At 59.3% G+C, this 16,060-nt stretch carries 10 protein-coding genes; 3 read left to right on the top strand and 7 right to left on the bottom strand.

Features of this window, described 5'->3' with window-relative positions; genetic code table 11:
* Nucleotides 1-55: 55 nt before the first annotated feature.
* From hutH to hutI, 5 genes are all read right to left on the bottom strand, one after another.
* On the bottom strand, nt 56-1,582 hold the full coding sequence (hutH, locus tag R0140_RS19145) for a histidine ammonia-lyase (protein ID WP_008805730.1): 1,527 nt from the start codon (nt 1,580-1,582) through the stop codon (nt 56-58).
* Nucleotides 1,579-3,267: a urocanate hydratase gene (gene hutU, locus R0140_RS19150; RefSeq protein ID WP_016160521.1), complete on the bottom strand. Its 1,689-nt coding sequence runs from the start codon at nt 3,265-3,267 to the stop codon at nt 1,579-1,581. Before hutU ends, hutH begins: the two co-directional genes overlap by 4 nt.
* Before the next feature lie 142 nt (nt 3,268-3,409).
* Nucleotides 3,410-4,135, bottom strand: coding sequence for a histidine utilization repressor (locus tag R0140_RS19155; protein ID WP_008805728.1), 726 nt, complete (start codon nt 4,133-4,135; stop codon nt 3,410-3,412).
* Between the two features lie 61 nt (nt 4,136-4,196).
* Complete coding sequence (gene hutG / locus R0140_RS19160; RefSeq protein ID WP_023297244.1) at nt 4,197-5,153, bottom strand: formimidoylglutamase; 957 nt, start codon at nt 5,151-5,153, stop codon at nt 4,197-4,199.
* Nucleotides 5,150-6,469, bottom strand: a complete 1,320-nt coding sequence (gene hutI / locus R0140_RS19165) for an imidazolonepropionase (RefSeq protein ID WP_163594456.1) — start codon at nt 6,467-6,469, stop codon at nt 5,150-5,152. The genes hutG and hutI overlap by 4 nt, the downstream gene beginning before the upstream one ends.
* Nucleotides 6,470-6,623: 154 nt before the next feature.
* Between hutI and R0140_RS19170 the strand changes: the two genes are divergently transcribed.
* Nucleotides 6,624-7,907, top strand: a complete 1,284-nt coding sequence (locus tag R0140_RS19170) for a putative acyl-CoA thioester hydrolase (protein WP_317703877.1) — start codon at nt 6,624-6,626, stop codon at nt 7,905-7,907.
* Between the two features lie 273 nt (nt 7,908-8,180).
* On the opposite strand, the gene R0140_RS19175 is transcribed toward R0140_RS19170, so the two are convergent.
* Both R0140_RS19175 and R0140_RS19180 read right to left on the bottom strand, forming a co-directional pair.
* Entirely contained in the window at nt 8,181-10,868 is a 2,688-nt protein-coding gene (locus tag R0140_RS19175; protein WP_016160519.1) for a cation-transporting P-type ATPase, read from the bottom strand.
* A gap of 51 nt (nt 10,869-10,919) precedes the next feature.
* On the bottom strand, nt 10,920-11,351 hold the full coding sequence (locus R0140_RS19180) for a universal stress protein (protein WP_008805723.1): 432 nt from the start codon (nt 11,349-11,351) through the stop codon (nt 10,920-10,922).
* A gap of 533 nt (nt 11,352-11,884) precedes the next feature.
* Here R0140_RS19180 and R0140_RS19185 point away from each other — a divergent pair.
* Nucleotides 11,885-12,970: an efflux RND transporter periplasmic adaptor subunit gene (locus R0140_RS19185; RefSeq protein ID WP_012542406.1), complete on the top strand. Its 1,086-nt coding sequence runs from the start codon at nt 11,885-11,887 to the stop codon at nt 12,968-12,970.
* Nucleotides 12,971-16,036, top strand: coding sequence for an efflux RND transporter permease subunit (locus R0140_RS19190; protein WP_023297242.1), 3,066 nt, complete (start codon nt 12,971-12,973; stop codon nt 16,034-16,036).
* Nucleotides 16,037-16,060: the final 24 nt, after the last annotated feature.

The raw sequence follows: 16,060 nt of genomic DNA on the forward strand, positions 1-16,060 counted from the left end.
GTAGGTCGGCCGGGGGAATGACTTCCCCCGACGCGGGTACAGAGAACAACGGTGATTAATGCAGTACGGCAGGCAGCAGACGCGTCAGGTGACGTGCAGCCAAAAGTGCAATGGCATTTTCAATATCAGGGGCGAAGAAGCGATCCTGCGTATAGTGCGGCACGCGTTCGCGCAGCAGATGACGCGCCTCTTCCAGCAGCGGACTGGTAGTCAGCCCTTCGCGCATATCCAGGCCCTGCGCCGCCGCCAGCCACTCAACGGCCAGCACCCCGCGGGTGTTTTCCGCCATCGCCCACAGGCGACGACCGGCAGCCGGCGCCATCGAGACGTGGTCTTCCTGGTTGGCGGACGTCGGCAGGCTGTCAACGCTATGCGGGTGTGACAGCGCTTTGTTTTCACTGGCCAAAGCCGCCGCTGTGACCTGGGCAATCATAAACCCGGAGTTGACGCCGCCATTTTTCACGAGGAACGGCGGCAGCTGCGACATATGGCTGTCCATCATCAGCGCGATACGACGCTCGGAGAGCGAGCCGATTTCGGCGATCGCCAGCGCGATATTATCCGCCGCCATCGCCACCGGTTCGGCGTGGAAGTTACCGCCGGAGATGACGTCATTTTCGGCGGCAAAGACCAGCGGGTTATCGGAGACCGCATTCGCTTCGGCTAACAGTACTTCCGCCGCCTGGCGGATCTGCGTCAGGCAGGCGCCCATCACTTGCGGCTGGCAGCGCAGTGAGTACGGATCCTGAACCTTGGTGCAATTATGATGCGACCGCGAGATCGCGCTGTCATCGGTCAACAGGTGGCGATACAGTGCCGCCGCATCAATCTGCCCGCGCTGGCCGCGCACCTCGTGAATACGCGCATCGAACGGACGACGCGAACCCAGCGCCGCTTCGGTGGTTAACGCCCCGCAGACGACCGCGGAGGCGAACAGATCTTCGGCTTCGAACAGACCGCGCAGCGCAAAAGCCGTCGAGGCCTGGGTGCCGTTCAGCAGCGCCAATCCCTCTTTCGCCGCCAGGGTAATCGGTTCCAGCCCCGCCTGACGCAGCGCGTCGGTGGCCGGCAGCCATTCGCCGCCGCGTACCCGCGCTTTGCCTTCGCCCAGCAGGGTCAGCGACATATGCGCCAGCGGTGCGAGGTCACCGGAGGCGCCGACGGAACCTTTCGCCGGGATCCACGGCGTCACGCCGGCATTCACCAGGCCAATCAGCGCCTGGATCACGCTCAGGCGGATCCCGGAGAAACCGCGAGACAGGCTGTTAATCTTCAGCACCATAATCAGGCGCGCCAGGTCGTCGTCCAGCGGCTCGCCAACGCCCGCCGCATGGGACAGCACCAGCGAACGCTGCAGGTTCTCCAGATCGTCCGTCGAGATACGGGTCTGCGCCAGCAGGCCAAAGCCGGTGTTGATGCCGTAGGCGGTACGCCCTTCGGCAAGGATGGCGTTGACGCAGGCCACGCTCTCATCAATGGCGGCAAACGCGCTGCTGTCGAGGGTAATGTTCAGCGGGTGGCTGTAAACCTCGCGGAGCTGCGACAGGCTCAGTTTCCCCGGAATGAGCGTTAACGATTTCATTTAGCGTTCCCCTGCGTTGCTGCCACCATCGGAAGATTCAGACCCTGTTCTGCTGCGCATTCAATAGCAATATCGTAACCCGCATCGGCATGACGCATCACGCCGGTCGCCGGGTCGTTGCGCAGGACGCGAGCGATACGCGCCGCCGCTTCATCGGTACCGTCACAGACGATAACCATCCCGGAGTGCTGCGAGAAGCCCATACCTACGCCGCCGCCGTGGTGCAGCGACACCCAGGTCGCGCCGCTGGCGGTGTTAAGCAAGGCGTTCAGCAGCGGCCAGTCGGATACCGCATCTGAGCCGTCGCGCATGGCTTCGGTTTCGCGGTTCGGGCTGGCGACGGAGCCGGAATCAAGGTGATCGCGGCCAATCACGATCGGCGCGGAGACTTCGCCGCTGCGCACCATTTCGTTAAACGCCAGACCGAGCTTCTGACGCCACTCCAGACCTACCCAGCAGATACGCGCCGGCAGTCCCTGGAAGCTGATGCGCTCGCGCGCCATATCCAGCCAGTGGTGCAGGTGCTGATCATCTTTAATGATCTCTTTCACTTTCGCGTCGGTTTTGTAGATATCCTGCGGATCGCCGGACAGCGCTACCCAACGGAACGGGCCGATACCCCGGCAGAACAGCGGGCGGATATACGCCGGCACGAAGCCCGGGAAATCGAAGGCATTGCTGACGCCCACTTCCTGCGCCATCTGACGGATGTTGTTGCCGTAGTCGAAGGTCGGCACCCCCATCTCGTGGAAGGCCAGCATCGCCTGCACGTGGTCGGCCATTGAGCGTTTCGCCGCCAGAATGGTGCCCTGCGGATCGGATTCAGCTTTCTGCTGATACTCCTCCCAGCTCCAGCCTTTCGGCAGATAGCCATGCAGCGGATCGTGGGCGCTGGTCTGATCGGTAACCATATCCGGGCGCACGCCGCGTTTCACCAGCTCTGGCACGATATCCGCAGCGTTGCCGCACAGCGCGATGGAGATGGCGCGGCCTTCGGCGGTGTATTTTTTGATGCGCGCCAGGGCGTCATCCAGAGAAGTGGCCTGTTCATCCACGTAGCGGGTACGCAGACGGAAATCGATGCGGCTCTGCTGACATTCGATGTTCAGCGAGCAGGCGCCTGCCAGCGTCGCGGCCAGCGGCTGCGCGCCACCCATGCCGCCCAGACCGGCGGTTAATACCCAACGGCCTTTCAGGCTGCCCTGATAGTGCTGGCGACCGGCTTCGACGAAGGTTTCGTAGGTGCCCTGCACGATGCCCTGGCTACCGATGTAGATCCAGCTGCCGGCGGTCATCTGGCCGTACATCGCCAGCCCTTTGGCATCCAGTTCGTTGAAGTGTTCCCAGGTGGCCCAGTGCGGAACCAGGTTGGAGTTAGCGATCAGCACGCGCGGCGAGTTTTCATGCGTTTTAAAGACGCCGACCGGTTTGCCGGACTGCACCAGCAGAGTCTCGTCGCTTTCCAGGTTTTTCAGCGCCTTCACGATAGCGTCATAGCATTCCCAGTTGCGCGCAGCGCGACCAATACCGCCATAGACCACCAGCTCATGCGGGTTTTCAGCGACATCGGGATCGAGGTTGTTCATTAACATACGCAGCGGCGCTTCGGTCAACCAGCTCCTGGCGGTCAGCGTCGTGCCTCTCGGGGCACGGACGTCCAGCTGGCGATATTTGCTTTGCGACATCGGGGTTTCTCCTGACAATTAACGTTGTGTACGTAGATACATATACTTGTCTATACAACTCTGCGCAAGCCAGGATTTAACAGAAATGATACAATTTTGTTATATTGCGTCAGCAATCACGTTTTGCTGACGCCAGGGAAAATTACGAGCTGAAATGGCCCTGCAGACGGTAGCGCGCGCCGGGGAACAGCAGGCGAGCGTGTGAGACGATATGCGTCTTCGACCAGGTGCGACGGCGAATGAGCAGGCAGGGATCGTGCGGCAGAATGCGCAGCAGCGCGCACTCCTCTGACGTCGCCTGCACCGCCTCGACAATATGTTCGCCTTCGGTTAATGGCGCGATCAGCGACAGATAATCATGCGGCGTGGTAGTGGTGTAATCCTGTAACAAGTAATCCGGCACCACCGCAGCATTCACGCAGCGATCTTCGATTTGTACCGGAACCTCGTTTTCGAAATGCACCATCCGTGAATGAAAGATACGCGTGCCTTCGGCGACGGTGAGCGCCTCCGCCTGAATGAGATCGGCTTCGGTCTCCTCCAGCAGCAGCACTTCACAGCGGTGCTGATGGCGACGAGAGACAATTTCATCGGCAATGCTGCGCACTTCAAACAGCGCCGACTGCCCTTTCGGCTCGGCGACAAAGGTCCCGACCCCCTGCAGCCTGACCAGCAGGCCTTCATCCGTCAGCTCGCGCAGCGCGCGGTTGATGGTCATCCGGCTGAAGCCGAACTGGGCAACCAGTTCAGCCTCCGAGGGAATTCGGTCGTGCGGACGCCACTCGCCGCGGTAGATTTTTTCGCTGATCGCCTGCTTCACCTTTTCATAGAAAGGCGCGGGCGCGGAACGAGGTTGTTGTGCAAACATGGCCTGGCTTTCCTTATGCATAATAAGCGGAGCGGCGAAGCGAAAATAATAGCGCGGATCGCTAGCGCCACCAATGGGCGATTTGCCATGCCAGACGGGCCGCCGCGCGGGCGCCCTGTCCATCGATGTCAAATTGCGGATTAAACTCGACCAAATCCACCGCCTGCAGCTTTCCGCTGCGGCACAACGGCTCAACGATGCGCAGCAGGATTGCCAGCGGCACGCCCAGCGCCGCCGGCGCGGAAACCGCCGGCATTTCGCGCGCCGGCAGCACGTCGAGATCGATGGTCAGATACAGACGATCATACTGCGCGATATTGCGCTCCAGCTCCGGCAACACGTGAGTGTCGAAGGCCGCCAGCACCGCCAGATCCTCAACGACAGCCACCTGGCGGCGCGCTGCTTCATCCCATAGCGCCTGGGTGTTCGCCGCCCGGCTGACGCCGATGCAGGTATAGTGAAAACCGCGCTGCTGGGCGTCACACTCCAGCGCCAGCTGGCGGAACGGCGTCCCGGAGCTGGCGCATTCGGCAAAGCGTAAATCCAGATGCGCATCGAGATTAATAATGCCCACTTTTTCGCCCGGAAAGGCATCCAGAACCCCAGCGCCATGGCCGAAGGCCGTCTCATGACCGCCGCCCAGGACCAGCGTACGTTTACCGGCACGCTGGCAGGCGGCCACCGCCTCGCGCAGCGCCTGATGCGCGGCTTCTAACTGTTCGCCGTCGACGCTGATGGTGCCCATATCCACGCAGCGGTCGTGGCCCTGATGGCTGGCCATATTGGCCAGCGCCCGGCGCAGCGCTTCCGGACCATGCCCGGCGCCGGTACGCCCTTTGTTACGCCGGACGCCTTCGTCACAGGCGAAGCCGAGCAGCGCGATATCACCGGGCATCTCCTGCGGCGCGAAGCGTTCCGCGCGGGCGATAGTCTGGAACAGGCGCAGCGCATTGGGCGCTTCCGCGCTATCATCGCGTCCCTGCCAGAGACTGGCGGGCGTAGCTTGCCACAGCATCATTGCCGTTCTCCTCGTACCACGCGTCCCCAGAGCGGCGCGCGCCCCGGCTCATACACCATCTCGACCGGATGCTCGGCATCCCAGATGGCAAAGTTAGCCACAAAGCCCGCCGCCAGCTGACCGTGGCTGTCCTGCCGCCCCAGCGCCCGCGCGGCATGGCGCGTTACCCCGGCCCAGGCCTCTTCCGGCGTTAAACCAAACTTGACGCAGGCCATGTTCATCGCCAGATGCAGGCTGGCGAAGGGGCTGGTGCCGGGGTTGAAATCGGTCGCCACCGCCATCGGCACCTGGTATTTGCGCAGCAGTTCCACCGGCGGTTTGCGGGTTTCATTAAGGAAGTAGAACGCGCCGGGGAGCAGAGCTGCCACGGTGCCGCTTTCGCGCATCGCCGCCACGCCCTCTTCCGTCAGATACTCGATATGGTCGGCGGACAGTCCGTGATAGCGGCTCACCAGCTGCGCACCGCCCAGCGACGAGAGCTGCTCAACGTGGCCTTTTACCAGAATGCCCAGCGCCTGCGCCGCCTGAAAGACGCGCTCGGTTTGCTGCGGGCTGAAGCCAACGTTTTCACAGAAGACGTCAACGCTTTCAAACAGTCCCTCCTGCCACAGCGTCGGCAGTATGGTCTCGCAGACCAGCGAGATATAGCCATCGGCGTCGCCATGATATTCCGGCGGCGTGGCGTGGGCGGAGAGCAACGTCGCCGACAGTTCCACGCCATTGTCGTCGGCCAGCTGGCGGGCGACCCGCAGCATTTTGCGTTCGTTTTGCAGATCGAGACCGTAGCCTGATTTAATCTCCAGGGTGGTCACCCCTTCACGCAGCAGGCGTGCCAGACGCGGCTGCGCCAGCGCCAGTAGTTCAGCTTCGCTGCTGTCGCGCGTGGCGTGCACGGTGGAATTAATCCCACCGCCGTTAGCGCTGATGGTTTGATAGGAGACGCCGTTCAGCCGCTGCTCCCACTCCTGCGCCCGGCTGCCGCCAAAGATCAGGTGGGTATGGCAGTCGATTAAACCCGGCGTAACCAGCCGGCCTTCGAGATCGATACTGCGCCCGCCGGGGGCGTCAGCGTCGGCGACAATTGCCTCAATGCGGCCATTGCGCACCAGCAGCGCATGGCGCTCCAGCAGACCGTAGGGTTGAGAGTAATCAGGGTTCAGGGTGGCGAGACGCGCGTTTCGCCAGATAACGCGTTCAGAGGTGGCTTGAGTCATAGCGCTTAACTTGTCATGGGTTGTATAGACATTTATTTTCATAACGCCGATAAAGTCAACAATAGCGCGGGGAAATGTTATTTTTTTGTGACTAAAGACCATCCAGCAGGACTGAACGTTGCGTAAAGACGGTAAGTTTTTCCGCCCATGTCTTCCCGTTTCGTTCAAGTTAGTATAAAACAGCAGGTTTTAAAGGACTTATACCCTGGCGTCTCAGCCGGGGTATTTCACTACGCTTAATTTTGCCCGGAGCAACATGAACACATATTCCGTTTCCCGTCTGGCGCTGGCGCTGGCCTTCGGCGTGACGCTGTCCGCCTGTAGCTCGACGCCTGCCGATCAACAGCCCTCTACGCAGACTGCACCGGGCACCACCGCGCGTCCCATTCTGAACGCCGATGAAGCGAAAAACTTTACCCCGGCAGCCTATTTCCAGTCGCTGACTCCCAATGCCGCGGCCTGGACGCCATCTGCCATCAGCCTGCCGGCGCAGCCTGACTTTATCGTTGGCCCGGCGGGAACCCAGGGCGTGACCCATACCACCGTCCAAGCGGCGGTCGATGCGGCGATTGCCCGTCATTCAAATCGCCGTCTGTTTATTGCCATCATGCCTGGCGAGTACCCGGGAACGGTTTACGTACCGGCGGCGCCTGGCGCCCTGACCCTGTATGGTACCGGCGATAAACCGATTGACGTGAAAATCAGCGAAGCCATTGATTCTGAAATGGATCGCAACACCTGGCGCCGTCTGGTCAATCCGGGCGGTAAATATATGCCGGGCAAACCGGCATGGTATATGTTCGATAGCTGCCAGAATAAATCCGCGGCCACCGTCGGCGTGATGTGCTCTGCGGTCTTCTGGTCGCAGAATAACGGCCTGCAGCTGCAGAACCTGACCATCGCCAACAACCTTGGCGACAGCGTCGACGCCGGTACTCACCAGGCCATCGCCCTGCGCACCGATGGCGATCAGGTGCAGATCAACAAGGTCAATATTCTTGGCCGTCAGAACACCTTCTTTGTGACCAACAGCGGCGTGCAGAACCGTCTGCAGGATAACCGCCAGACCCGCACCCTGGTGACCAACAGCTACATTGAAGGCGATGTGGATATCGTGTCCGGTCGCGGCGCGGTGGTATTTGATAACACCGATTTCCGCGTGGTGAACTCGCGTACCCAGAAAGAAGCCTATGTTTTCGCGCCGGCTACCCTGAAGAGCGTGACCTACGGCTTCCTGGCGACCAACAGCCGCTTTACCGCGTCCGGCGATAACGTCGCGCAGCTGGGCCGCGCGCTGGACGTTGACGGCAACAGCAATGGCCAGGTCGTGATCCGCGACAGCGTCATCAATGAAGGCTTTAACATCGCCCAGCCGTGGGCGGCAGCGGTCGGTTCAAACCGTGCCTTTAGCGGTAACGTTGGCGCAGTAGATGCCAAAGGCAATCTGCAGCGCAACCTCAACGACAATAGCGTCAATCGCATGTGGGAATATAACAACCGCGGCGTGGGAAGCACTGTGGTCGCCGAGCCGAAACAGTAACGCGCAACAAGCGTGAACCATAATAAAAGAGAGGGCGATGCCCTCTCTCAGACTGCTGACAACGTGCAATCTTCAGGGATTGCCCGGCGGCGCTGCGCTTGCGCGGGCCTACTGCTAACTGCATAACAGTTTGATATTGAAGTCTTTCGTAGGCCGGGTAAGGCGAATGCCGCCACCCGGCAGAAATGCGAGCACAATGACGAAACAGGTTTGTCGTCAGCCAGAGAGGGGGCGATGCCCCCTCTTCTCTTTTGCGTACTGCACGTCACGCCGTCAGGCGGTTCGCCATTTGCGGGTCAGCGGTTTTTCCAGTTCAACGATCAGGAACATCGCGAAGCCGATGATGAAGGTGATCACCCAGTAGCGGAACGGCAGCCCGGTGGTACCGAACAGCATCTGCATAAACGGCGCATAGATAATCAGCAGCTGCAGCACCAGCAGCACGCCGCTGACAATCCAGATCCCTTTGTTAGCCAGCAGACTTTTCGTCAACGAGAAACCATCCGACACGCGGCAGTTCAGCATATAGAACCATTGGGCGGTGACCAGGGTCTGCAACAGCACGGTACGGATAAACTCCGGCGAATAGCCGCGCGGCTGCAGCCAGGCTTCGAGAATAAATGCGCTGACCGCAATCATCGACCCCACAAACGCCACGCGCCAGATGGCAAAGCCGTCCATGACGTGAATTTTCGGATCACGCGGCGGCCGCCGCATAATATTTTTCTCACCGGCTTCAAACGCCAGACCAAACGACAGCGTGGCGGAAGTGGCCATGTTCATCCACAGGATCAGCACCGGCGTCAGCGGCAGTACGTTGCCCGCCAGCAGCGCGATCACGATCAGTAACCCCTGCGCAAGGTTGGTCGGCATGACGAAGAGAATGGTTTTCTTCAGGTTGTCATACACCCGACGCCCCTCGCGGACCGCGCTGGCGATGGTGGCGAAGTTATCATCGGTCAGCACCATATCGGCGGCTTCCTTGGTCACCTCGGTCCCCTTGATCCCCATCGCCACGCCGACGTCAGCCTGCTTCAGCGCCGGAGCATCGTTCACCCCGTCGCCGGTCATCCCGACAATCTCTTTCTTGCTCTGCAGGGCCTGCACCAGGCGGAACTTATCTTCCGGGCTGGTTCGGGCAAAGATATCATACTGCTGCGCGGCCACGCTCAGCTGCGCGTCGTCCATCACCTCCAGTTCGCGCCCGGTAATGGCATTCCCCGCATTGCCAATCCCCAGCATCTTGCCGATACTCATCGCCGTTTGCGGGTGGTCGCCGGTGATCATCTTCACGCGGATCCCGGCCTGCAGGCAGTCGGCAATCGCCGTGATGGCCTCCGGACGCGGCGGATCCATCATCCCGGCAACCCCTAACAAAATCACCCCCTGCTGCAGATCCTGATGGGTTAGTTCCGTCTGGCCTGCGGAAGCCGGCTTCCAGGCCGCGGCCACCATCCGTAGCCCTTCCCGGGCGTACTCTTCAATTTTGCCTTCCCAGTACGGTAGATCCAGCGGCTGCAATCCGCTGTCGCTCTGTTGATATTGACACAAGCGGAACAGGACATCCGGCGCGCCAGTGACCAGCACCACCTCCTCTTCACCCAGCCGGTAGAGGGTCGACATGTATTTATATTGCGAATCAAAAGGAATTTTACTGCGCAGCTCGCTGGTCAGCGGCGGCAGAGTAACCTTCGCCGCCAGTACCTTCAGCGCCCCCTCGGTCGGGCCACCGGTGATTTTCCACAACCCGCTCTCATCTTTAATAAGCTGACTGTCGTTACACAGATCGATGGTACGCAGATAGCGTTCGAACAGCGTGCCAGGCGCGACCGCGACCGGCGTCGGGTCATCAATGGCGTGGATCTTACCGACCGGCTCATAGCTATCCCCTTCCACCCGATAGACGCTGTCCGCGGTGATCACCGCCTTCACCGTCATTTCGTTCATGGTGAGGGTCCCGGTTTTATCCGAACAGATAACCGTCATCGCGCCGAGGGTTTCCACCGTCGGCAGCTTGCGGATAATCGCTTTCTGGCGCGCCATCGCCTGCACACCGAGCGACAGAATAATCGAGATAATCGCCGGCAAGCCTTCCGGGACTGACGCCACCGCGAGGCTAATCAGCGACAGCATCAGTTCGGAGACCGGCATATCGCGGAACAGCAGGCTAAAGACGAACAGCGCCGCCATCATCACCAGAATGAGGATAAAGATGGCTTTGCCCAGCTTGTCCATTTGCACCAGCAGCGGCGTACGGTGTTTTTCAATGCCCGCCATCATCTGGTTGATGTGACCCAGCTCGGTATCGCCGCCGGTCGCCACCACGATCCCTTTGCCCGCCCCTGAGCTGACGGTGGTACCGGAAAACAACAGGTTGCTGCGATCGCCGAGCGGTAAATCGCCGCTCAGCGGCTCGGTGGTTTTTTCCACCACCGTTGACTCCCCGGTGAGGATGGCCTCTTCCACCCGCAGGTTGTGCGCCTCAATCACCCGTAAATCAGCGGGGATACGGTCGCCGGCGCGGATCACCACGATATCGCCGGGTACCAGCGAGGTGGTGGGGATGGTTTCATGGTTACCCTGGCGGATCACTACCGCTTCGCTGGACAGCATATTGCGGATACTCTGCAGCGATTTCTCCGCATTACTTTCCTGGATGAAGCCAATCAGCGCATTGACGACCGCCACCGCGAGGATCACCGCCATGTCGATCCAATGGCCCATCACCGCCTTCAGCAGCGCCGCCGCCAGCAGCACGTAGATCAGTACATCGTTAAAATGCACGATAAAACGCAGCCAGGCTGGCTTACCCGGCTTCTGCGGCAGGGCGTTTTCGCCATACTGCTGCAGGCGTGTGGTCGCTTCTGTCCCGCTAATGCCCTCCGGCGTACTTTGCACGCTGGCGAGCGTCTCCTCGACGGAACGCTGATAGAAGGGCGCCCCCGGTTTATCTGTATTCATACTCTCTCCCTCGATTTCTGAAGCGGAAGTCAGGACGACATCCCGCCGTCATCAGCGCACAACGAAAACCGGTACATGGGCGTAGCGCACGATGTTTGCCGCTTCAGAGCCCAGAAGATGGGTCTGGATCCCCGGATTGCGCGAACCGACAATCACCACGTCCGCTTTCAGCTCATCGGCCAGGTCAATCACTTGATCGCGAATATTGCCACTGCGCACATAAAGATGGCTGGTCTCTTCCGCCAGAGAATTTTTCTTTACCAGATCGCTGAGTTTTTCCTTAGCGGTAGAAATCAAATGCTCTTCCATCTTTCGCGCATCAGAGATAAATCCACGCGTTAATACCGGTGAAAATGCCGGAATAACATGCACAAGATGAATTTGCCCGGCAGAGTGCTGGGCGAGGAACTTCGCATGAGAGAGGGCTTTGTCGGCCAGGCCTGCATCAAACACGTCAACGGGAACAACGATATTTTTATACATGAGATAATCCTTTTATTACCAATACAATGCGTAGTGATGAATAGCCCCATACTTGGGGAGGAAGCAAATCTCAACAACAGAAGCGGCAAGCGGAATCGATGTTATTAAACGTAGCACAGGAAAATTAACATTAGAAAATGAGCCATTAATAGACTGAAAAATATTATAAAAGCCCGCGAAAGCCCGCAGATCTCCTGCCCTTAACCCCTTGACGCCAACAGCGACGCGGTATTCTCTTTTTTAACACTTCATGTTTTCTCCGACTATGCTGATTACAAGCAGGAGTGCCGCACCGAATGTCCGACGGTCACACATTGTGCCGGGCGAAATGACATTCGCGGTTCGGGTGGGAGTTAAGGGAGAAAATCATGTTTGGTTATAGCCTGTTACGTCTGGGATTGTTTGTCGCGCTGGCCATTGTCGCCTGTACACTGGTAGGACTATTCACCTATCTGGTTGTCGCCGCCCTCGCAGAATAAGCGTGCGCCGCCTAATAAAAACGTAAAATAAATCATGAGTCTGAGGGGAATACTGTGAACCGTTATTTTTCTCTCATCCCGGTTGTTATTTTATTAACAACCGCTTGCGATCAGAAAGCTCCGTCCGTCGAAGCCGCTCCCCGGATGGTCAAGGTGGCGCAAGTCACCGCCGTGGGTAACACCCAGCAGCGGACGTTTCCAGCCCGCATCGAGTCTGGCGACTCCACCGAACTGTCGTTTAAACGGGGTGGTCAGGTGGAGTCACTGGATATTCGCCAGGGTGCAACCCTAACTCAGGGACAAACGCTGGCGCGTCTGAATGCCCGCGAAGCCCAGCAGCGGGTCAATGAGCGACAAACGGCGGCAACCCTCGCCCAGCGTCAGTTTGATCGTTTCCAGACCCTGGCAGGACGTCAGGCGATTTCCCAGGCGGAGATGGACGTGCAGCGCGCCAATCGCGATGCCGCCAACGCGGCCTTGAAAATTGCCCGTGAAGAGCTGGCGCAAATGAGTCTCACCGCCCCCTTCGGCGGGATTGCCGCCGGCGTGCATATCCGTAATCATCAGGTGGTCGCCGCTGGCCAGCCGGTGATTACCCTGACGCGTACCGACCTGCTCGATGTGGTCTTCAGCATTCCGGAAAATCTGTTCACCTCGCTCGATATCCGCAATACCGCCTACCGCCCCGTCGTCAGGATCAATACTCTGCCGGGCCGCGAGTTTACCGCGGAATACAAAGAGCATACCGGCAGCAGCGACAACAGCACCCTCACCTGGCAGATCATTTTAACCATGCCGCGACCAGATGATTTTCCCACCGTCGGCGGGGTTAGCGGCACCGTGACGGTCAATCTCGGCAATTTGCCGGCCAGCGCCGGACGGGAAACCCTCGTAGTGCCCGTGGAAGCAGTGTTTAACCCCGATAACCGACCGAAGAATGAACCGGTCGTCTGGGTGGTAAAAGGCGAAAACGCCCATCTGTATCTTGAGGAGCGCAGAGTCACGGTCGGGGAAGTGACCTCGCAGGGAGTGATGATCACCGAAGGGCTCCGTGCGGGCGAACAGGTGGTTGCAGCGGGGGTAAGCGAACTCCACGACCGGCAGCCGGTGCGGATCTGGACGCGTGAACGAGGATTATAAATGGACATTTCCCGTCAGTTTATTAACAACCCGACCCGCGTCTGGTTAGCCATTTTGCTGTTGGGGGTGGGTGGCCTGTTCGCCCTGCTCAATATTGGCCGCCTGGAAGATCCCGCCTTCACCATCAAAACGGCGGTGATCGTCACCCACTACCCTGGCGCGTCCGCTCAGCAGGTGGAGGAGGAGGTGACCCTGCCGCTGGAAAACGCGATTCAGCAGCTTCCCTCGCTGGATAACGTCAGCTCCATCTCCTCGAATGGCTTATCGCAAATTACAGTGAATATTGCTTCGCAGTACCATTCCAGCGAACTGCCGCAAATCTGGGATGAGCTGCGTCGCCGCGTCGGTGACGCCAGCCGGCTTTTTCCCCCGGGGGTAGTCCCCTCCTTCGTCAATGATGACTTTGGCGATGTGTTTGGCTTTTTCTTCGCCATTTCGGGCGACAGTTTTACCAATCCTGAGCTGGTGCGCTATGCCGAGCAGTTGCGCCGTGAGCTGGTGCTGGTGCCGGGCGTCGGCAAAGTCGCCATTGGCGGCGCGATTCCACAGCAGATCAATGTTGATATCTCGCTGGCGAAAATGGCGGCGCGCGGTATTACGCTTAACCAGCTTGCCGCTATCCTGACCCGGCTCAACGTGGTATCCAGCGCCGGGGAGATCCGCGCCGGCAGCGAATCGATCCGCCTTCACCCCACCGGGGAGTTTCAGAATATCGATGAACTGGGGGATCTTCTGGTCAGCCCTCATGGCGCCAGCGCCACCACCCGACTACGGGATATTGCCACGTTGTCGCGCGGGCTGACCGACTCTCCCTCCAGTATCTATCATGCCAACGGCCGCCAGGCGGTGACCATGGGGGTCTCCTTTATCCCTGGCGTTAACGTCATTGACGTGGGGCATGCCCTCGAAGCCCGACTTCAGCAGATGGCCGCCGATAAACCGGCGGGTATCGACATCGCCATTTTTTACGATCAGGCGGCAGAGGTCGCCCACTCGGTCAATGGTTTTATTACCAACTTCCTGATGGCCCTGGCGATCGTCGTCGGCGTGCTGCTGGTGTTCATGGGGGTGCGCAGCGGGATCATTATTGCTTTGTCGCTGGCGCTCAACGTTCTCGGCACTCTGCTTATTATGTATATCTGGGGGATCGAGTTACAGCGAATCTCCCTCGGGGCGCTGATCATCGCCCTGAGTATGTTGGTGGACAATGCCATTGTCATTGTCGAAGGGGTGCTGATCGCCCGCCAGCAAGGAGCTCCGCTGCTGGGCGCAATTAACTATGTGATCCGCCGCTCCGCCCTGCCGCTGCTCGGCGCCACGGTCATCGCCATCCTCGCCTTCGCGCCAATTGGCCTTTCCCAGGACTCCACCGGGGAGTATTGCAAATCCCTGTTCCAGGTGCTGCTGATCTCCCTGATGCTCAGCTGGTTTTCCGCCCTGACCATCACGCCGGTACTCATCAAGTGGTGGTTGTTTAAAAACGCCCCGTCGGCCGAGGCGCCGAAGGAAAAAGCCGATCCCTACCGCGGCCGCTTCTATCGTGGCTATCAGCAGACGCTGCGAATACTGCTGCAGCAAAAGACCCTGACGCTGGTGCTGATGGGCGCGCTGTTAGCCGGGGCGATCTGGGGCTTCACCTTCGTCCGGCAGAATTTCTTTCCGTCATCGAATACGCCCATTTTCTTTGTCGACCTGTGGTTGCCCTACGGTACCGATATTAACGCCACCGAGCAGATGACCCGCGATATTGAGCGGTCGATCGCCAGCCAGCCGGGGGTGGCTACCACCGTCTCCACCATTGGCCAGGGCAGTATGCGATTTATTCTCACCTACAGCGGGCAGCGCCAGTACAGCAACTACGCGCAGATTATGGTGCGGATGGACGACCAGCGCAGTATCGCCCCCGTCACCCGCCACGTCGAGGCCTGGATTGCCAGAAACTACCCGCAGGTGAACGCCAGCACCAAACGCATTATGTTCGGCCCGTCCGGCGATAGCGCGATTGAAGTGCGCATTAAGGGCCCTGATCCGGATACTCTGCGCGCGCTGGCCAGTCAGGTGGGCGACATTCTCGCCGCGGATCCGGCGACCGACAGCGTACGTAACGACTGGCAGAACCGCAGCAAGGTGATCCGCCCGCAATACTCTCTGGCGTTGGGACGTGAGCTGGGGGTGGATAAACAGGATATTGATAGCGCGCTGGAGATGAATTTCTCCGGCAGTCGAGCCGGGTTATATCGCGAGGGCGCCGACCTGCTGCCGGTTATCGTCCGTCCGCCGGAAGCGGAGCGACAGGATGCCAATCACCTGAATAACGTGCTGGTCTGGAGCCAGAGCCGGCAGCAGTATATTCCGTTGAGTAACGTCATCCATGGCTTCTCGCTGGAGTGGGAAGATCCATTGATTCTCCGTCGCGATCGCACCCGCGTGCTTACCGTTCAGACCGACCCCAGCCCGCAAAGCGGCCAAACGTCGGGCGATATCCTTGCCAGAGTGAAACCACGCATTGACGCGCTGACGCTGCCGCATGGCTACCGCATCGAATGGGGCGGCGATGCGGAGAACTCCAGTGAAGCGCAGCAAGGGCTGTTCACGACCCTGCCGCTTGGCTATCTGGTGATGTTTATCATTACGGTGCTGATGTTCAGTTCGCTGAAAAACGCTGTTGCCATCTGGCTGACCGTCCCGCTGGCGCTGATCGGCGTCACGCCCGGTTTTTTGCTGACCGGCATCCCTTTCGGCTTTATGGCCTTAATCGGCCTGCTTAGCCTCAGCGGTATGCTGATCCGCAACGGCATTGTGCTGGTGGAAGAGATAGAGCAACAAAAACAGGAGAAAGATCAAAGACAAGCAATCATTGATGCGGCAACCTCTCGTCTGCGGCCGATCCTGCTGACCGCCTTTACCACTGTGCTTGGCCTTGCCCCGCTGCTGCGCGATGTCTTTTTCCAGAGTATGGCGGTGGTGATCATGTTCGGCCTCGCCTTTGCCACCGTACTGACGCTACTGGTTCTGCCGGTAATTTACGCTTGCTTCCACCATAAGGATATGACGCCTCAACGATGAACAGTACCGGTCTCAGCATTATCA

The sequence above is a fragment of the Klebsiella sp. w6 genome (genome assembly GCF_033100215.1).
GTDB classification, from domain to species: domain Bacteria; phylum Pseudomonadota; class Gammaproteobacteria; order Enterobacterales; family Enterobacteriaceae; genus Klebsiella; species Klebsiella variicola.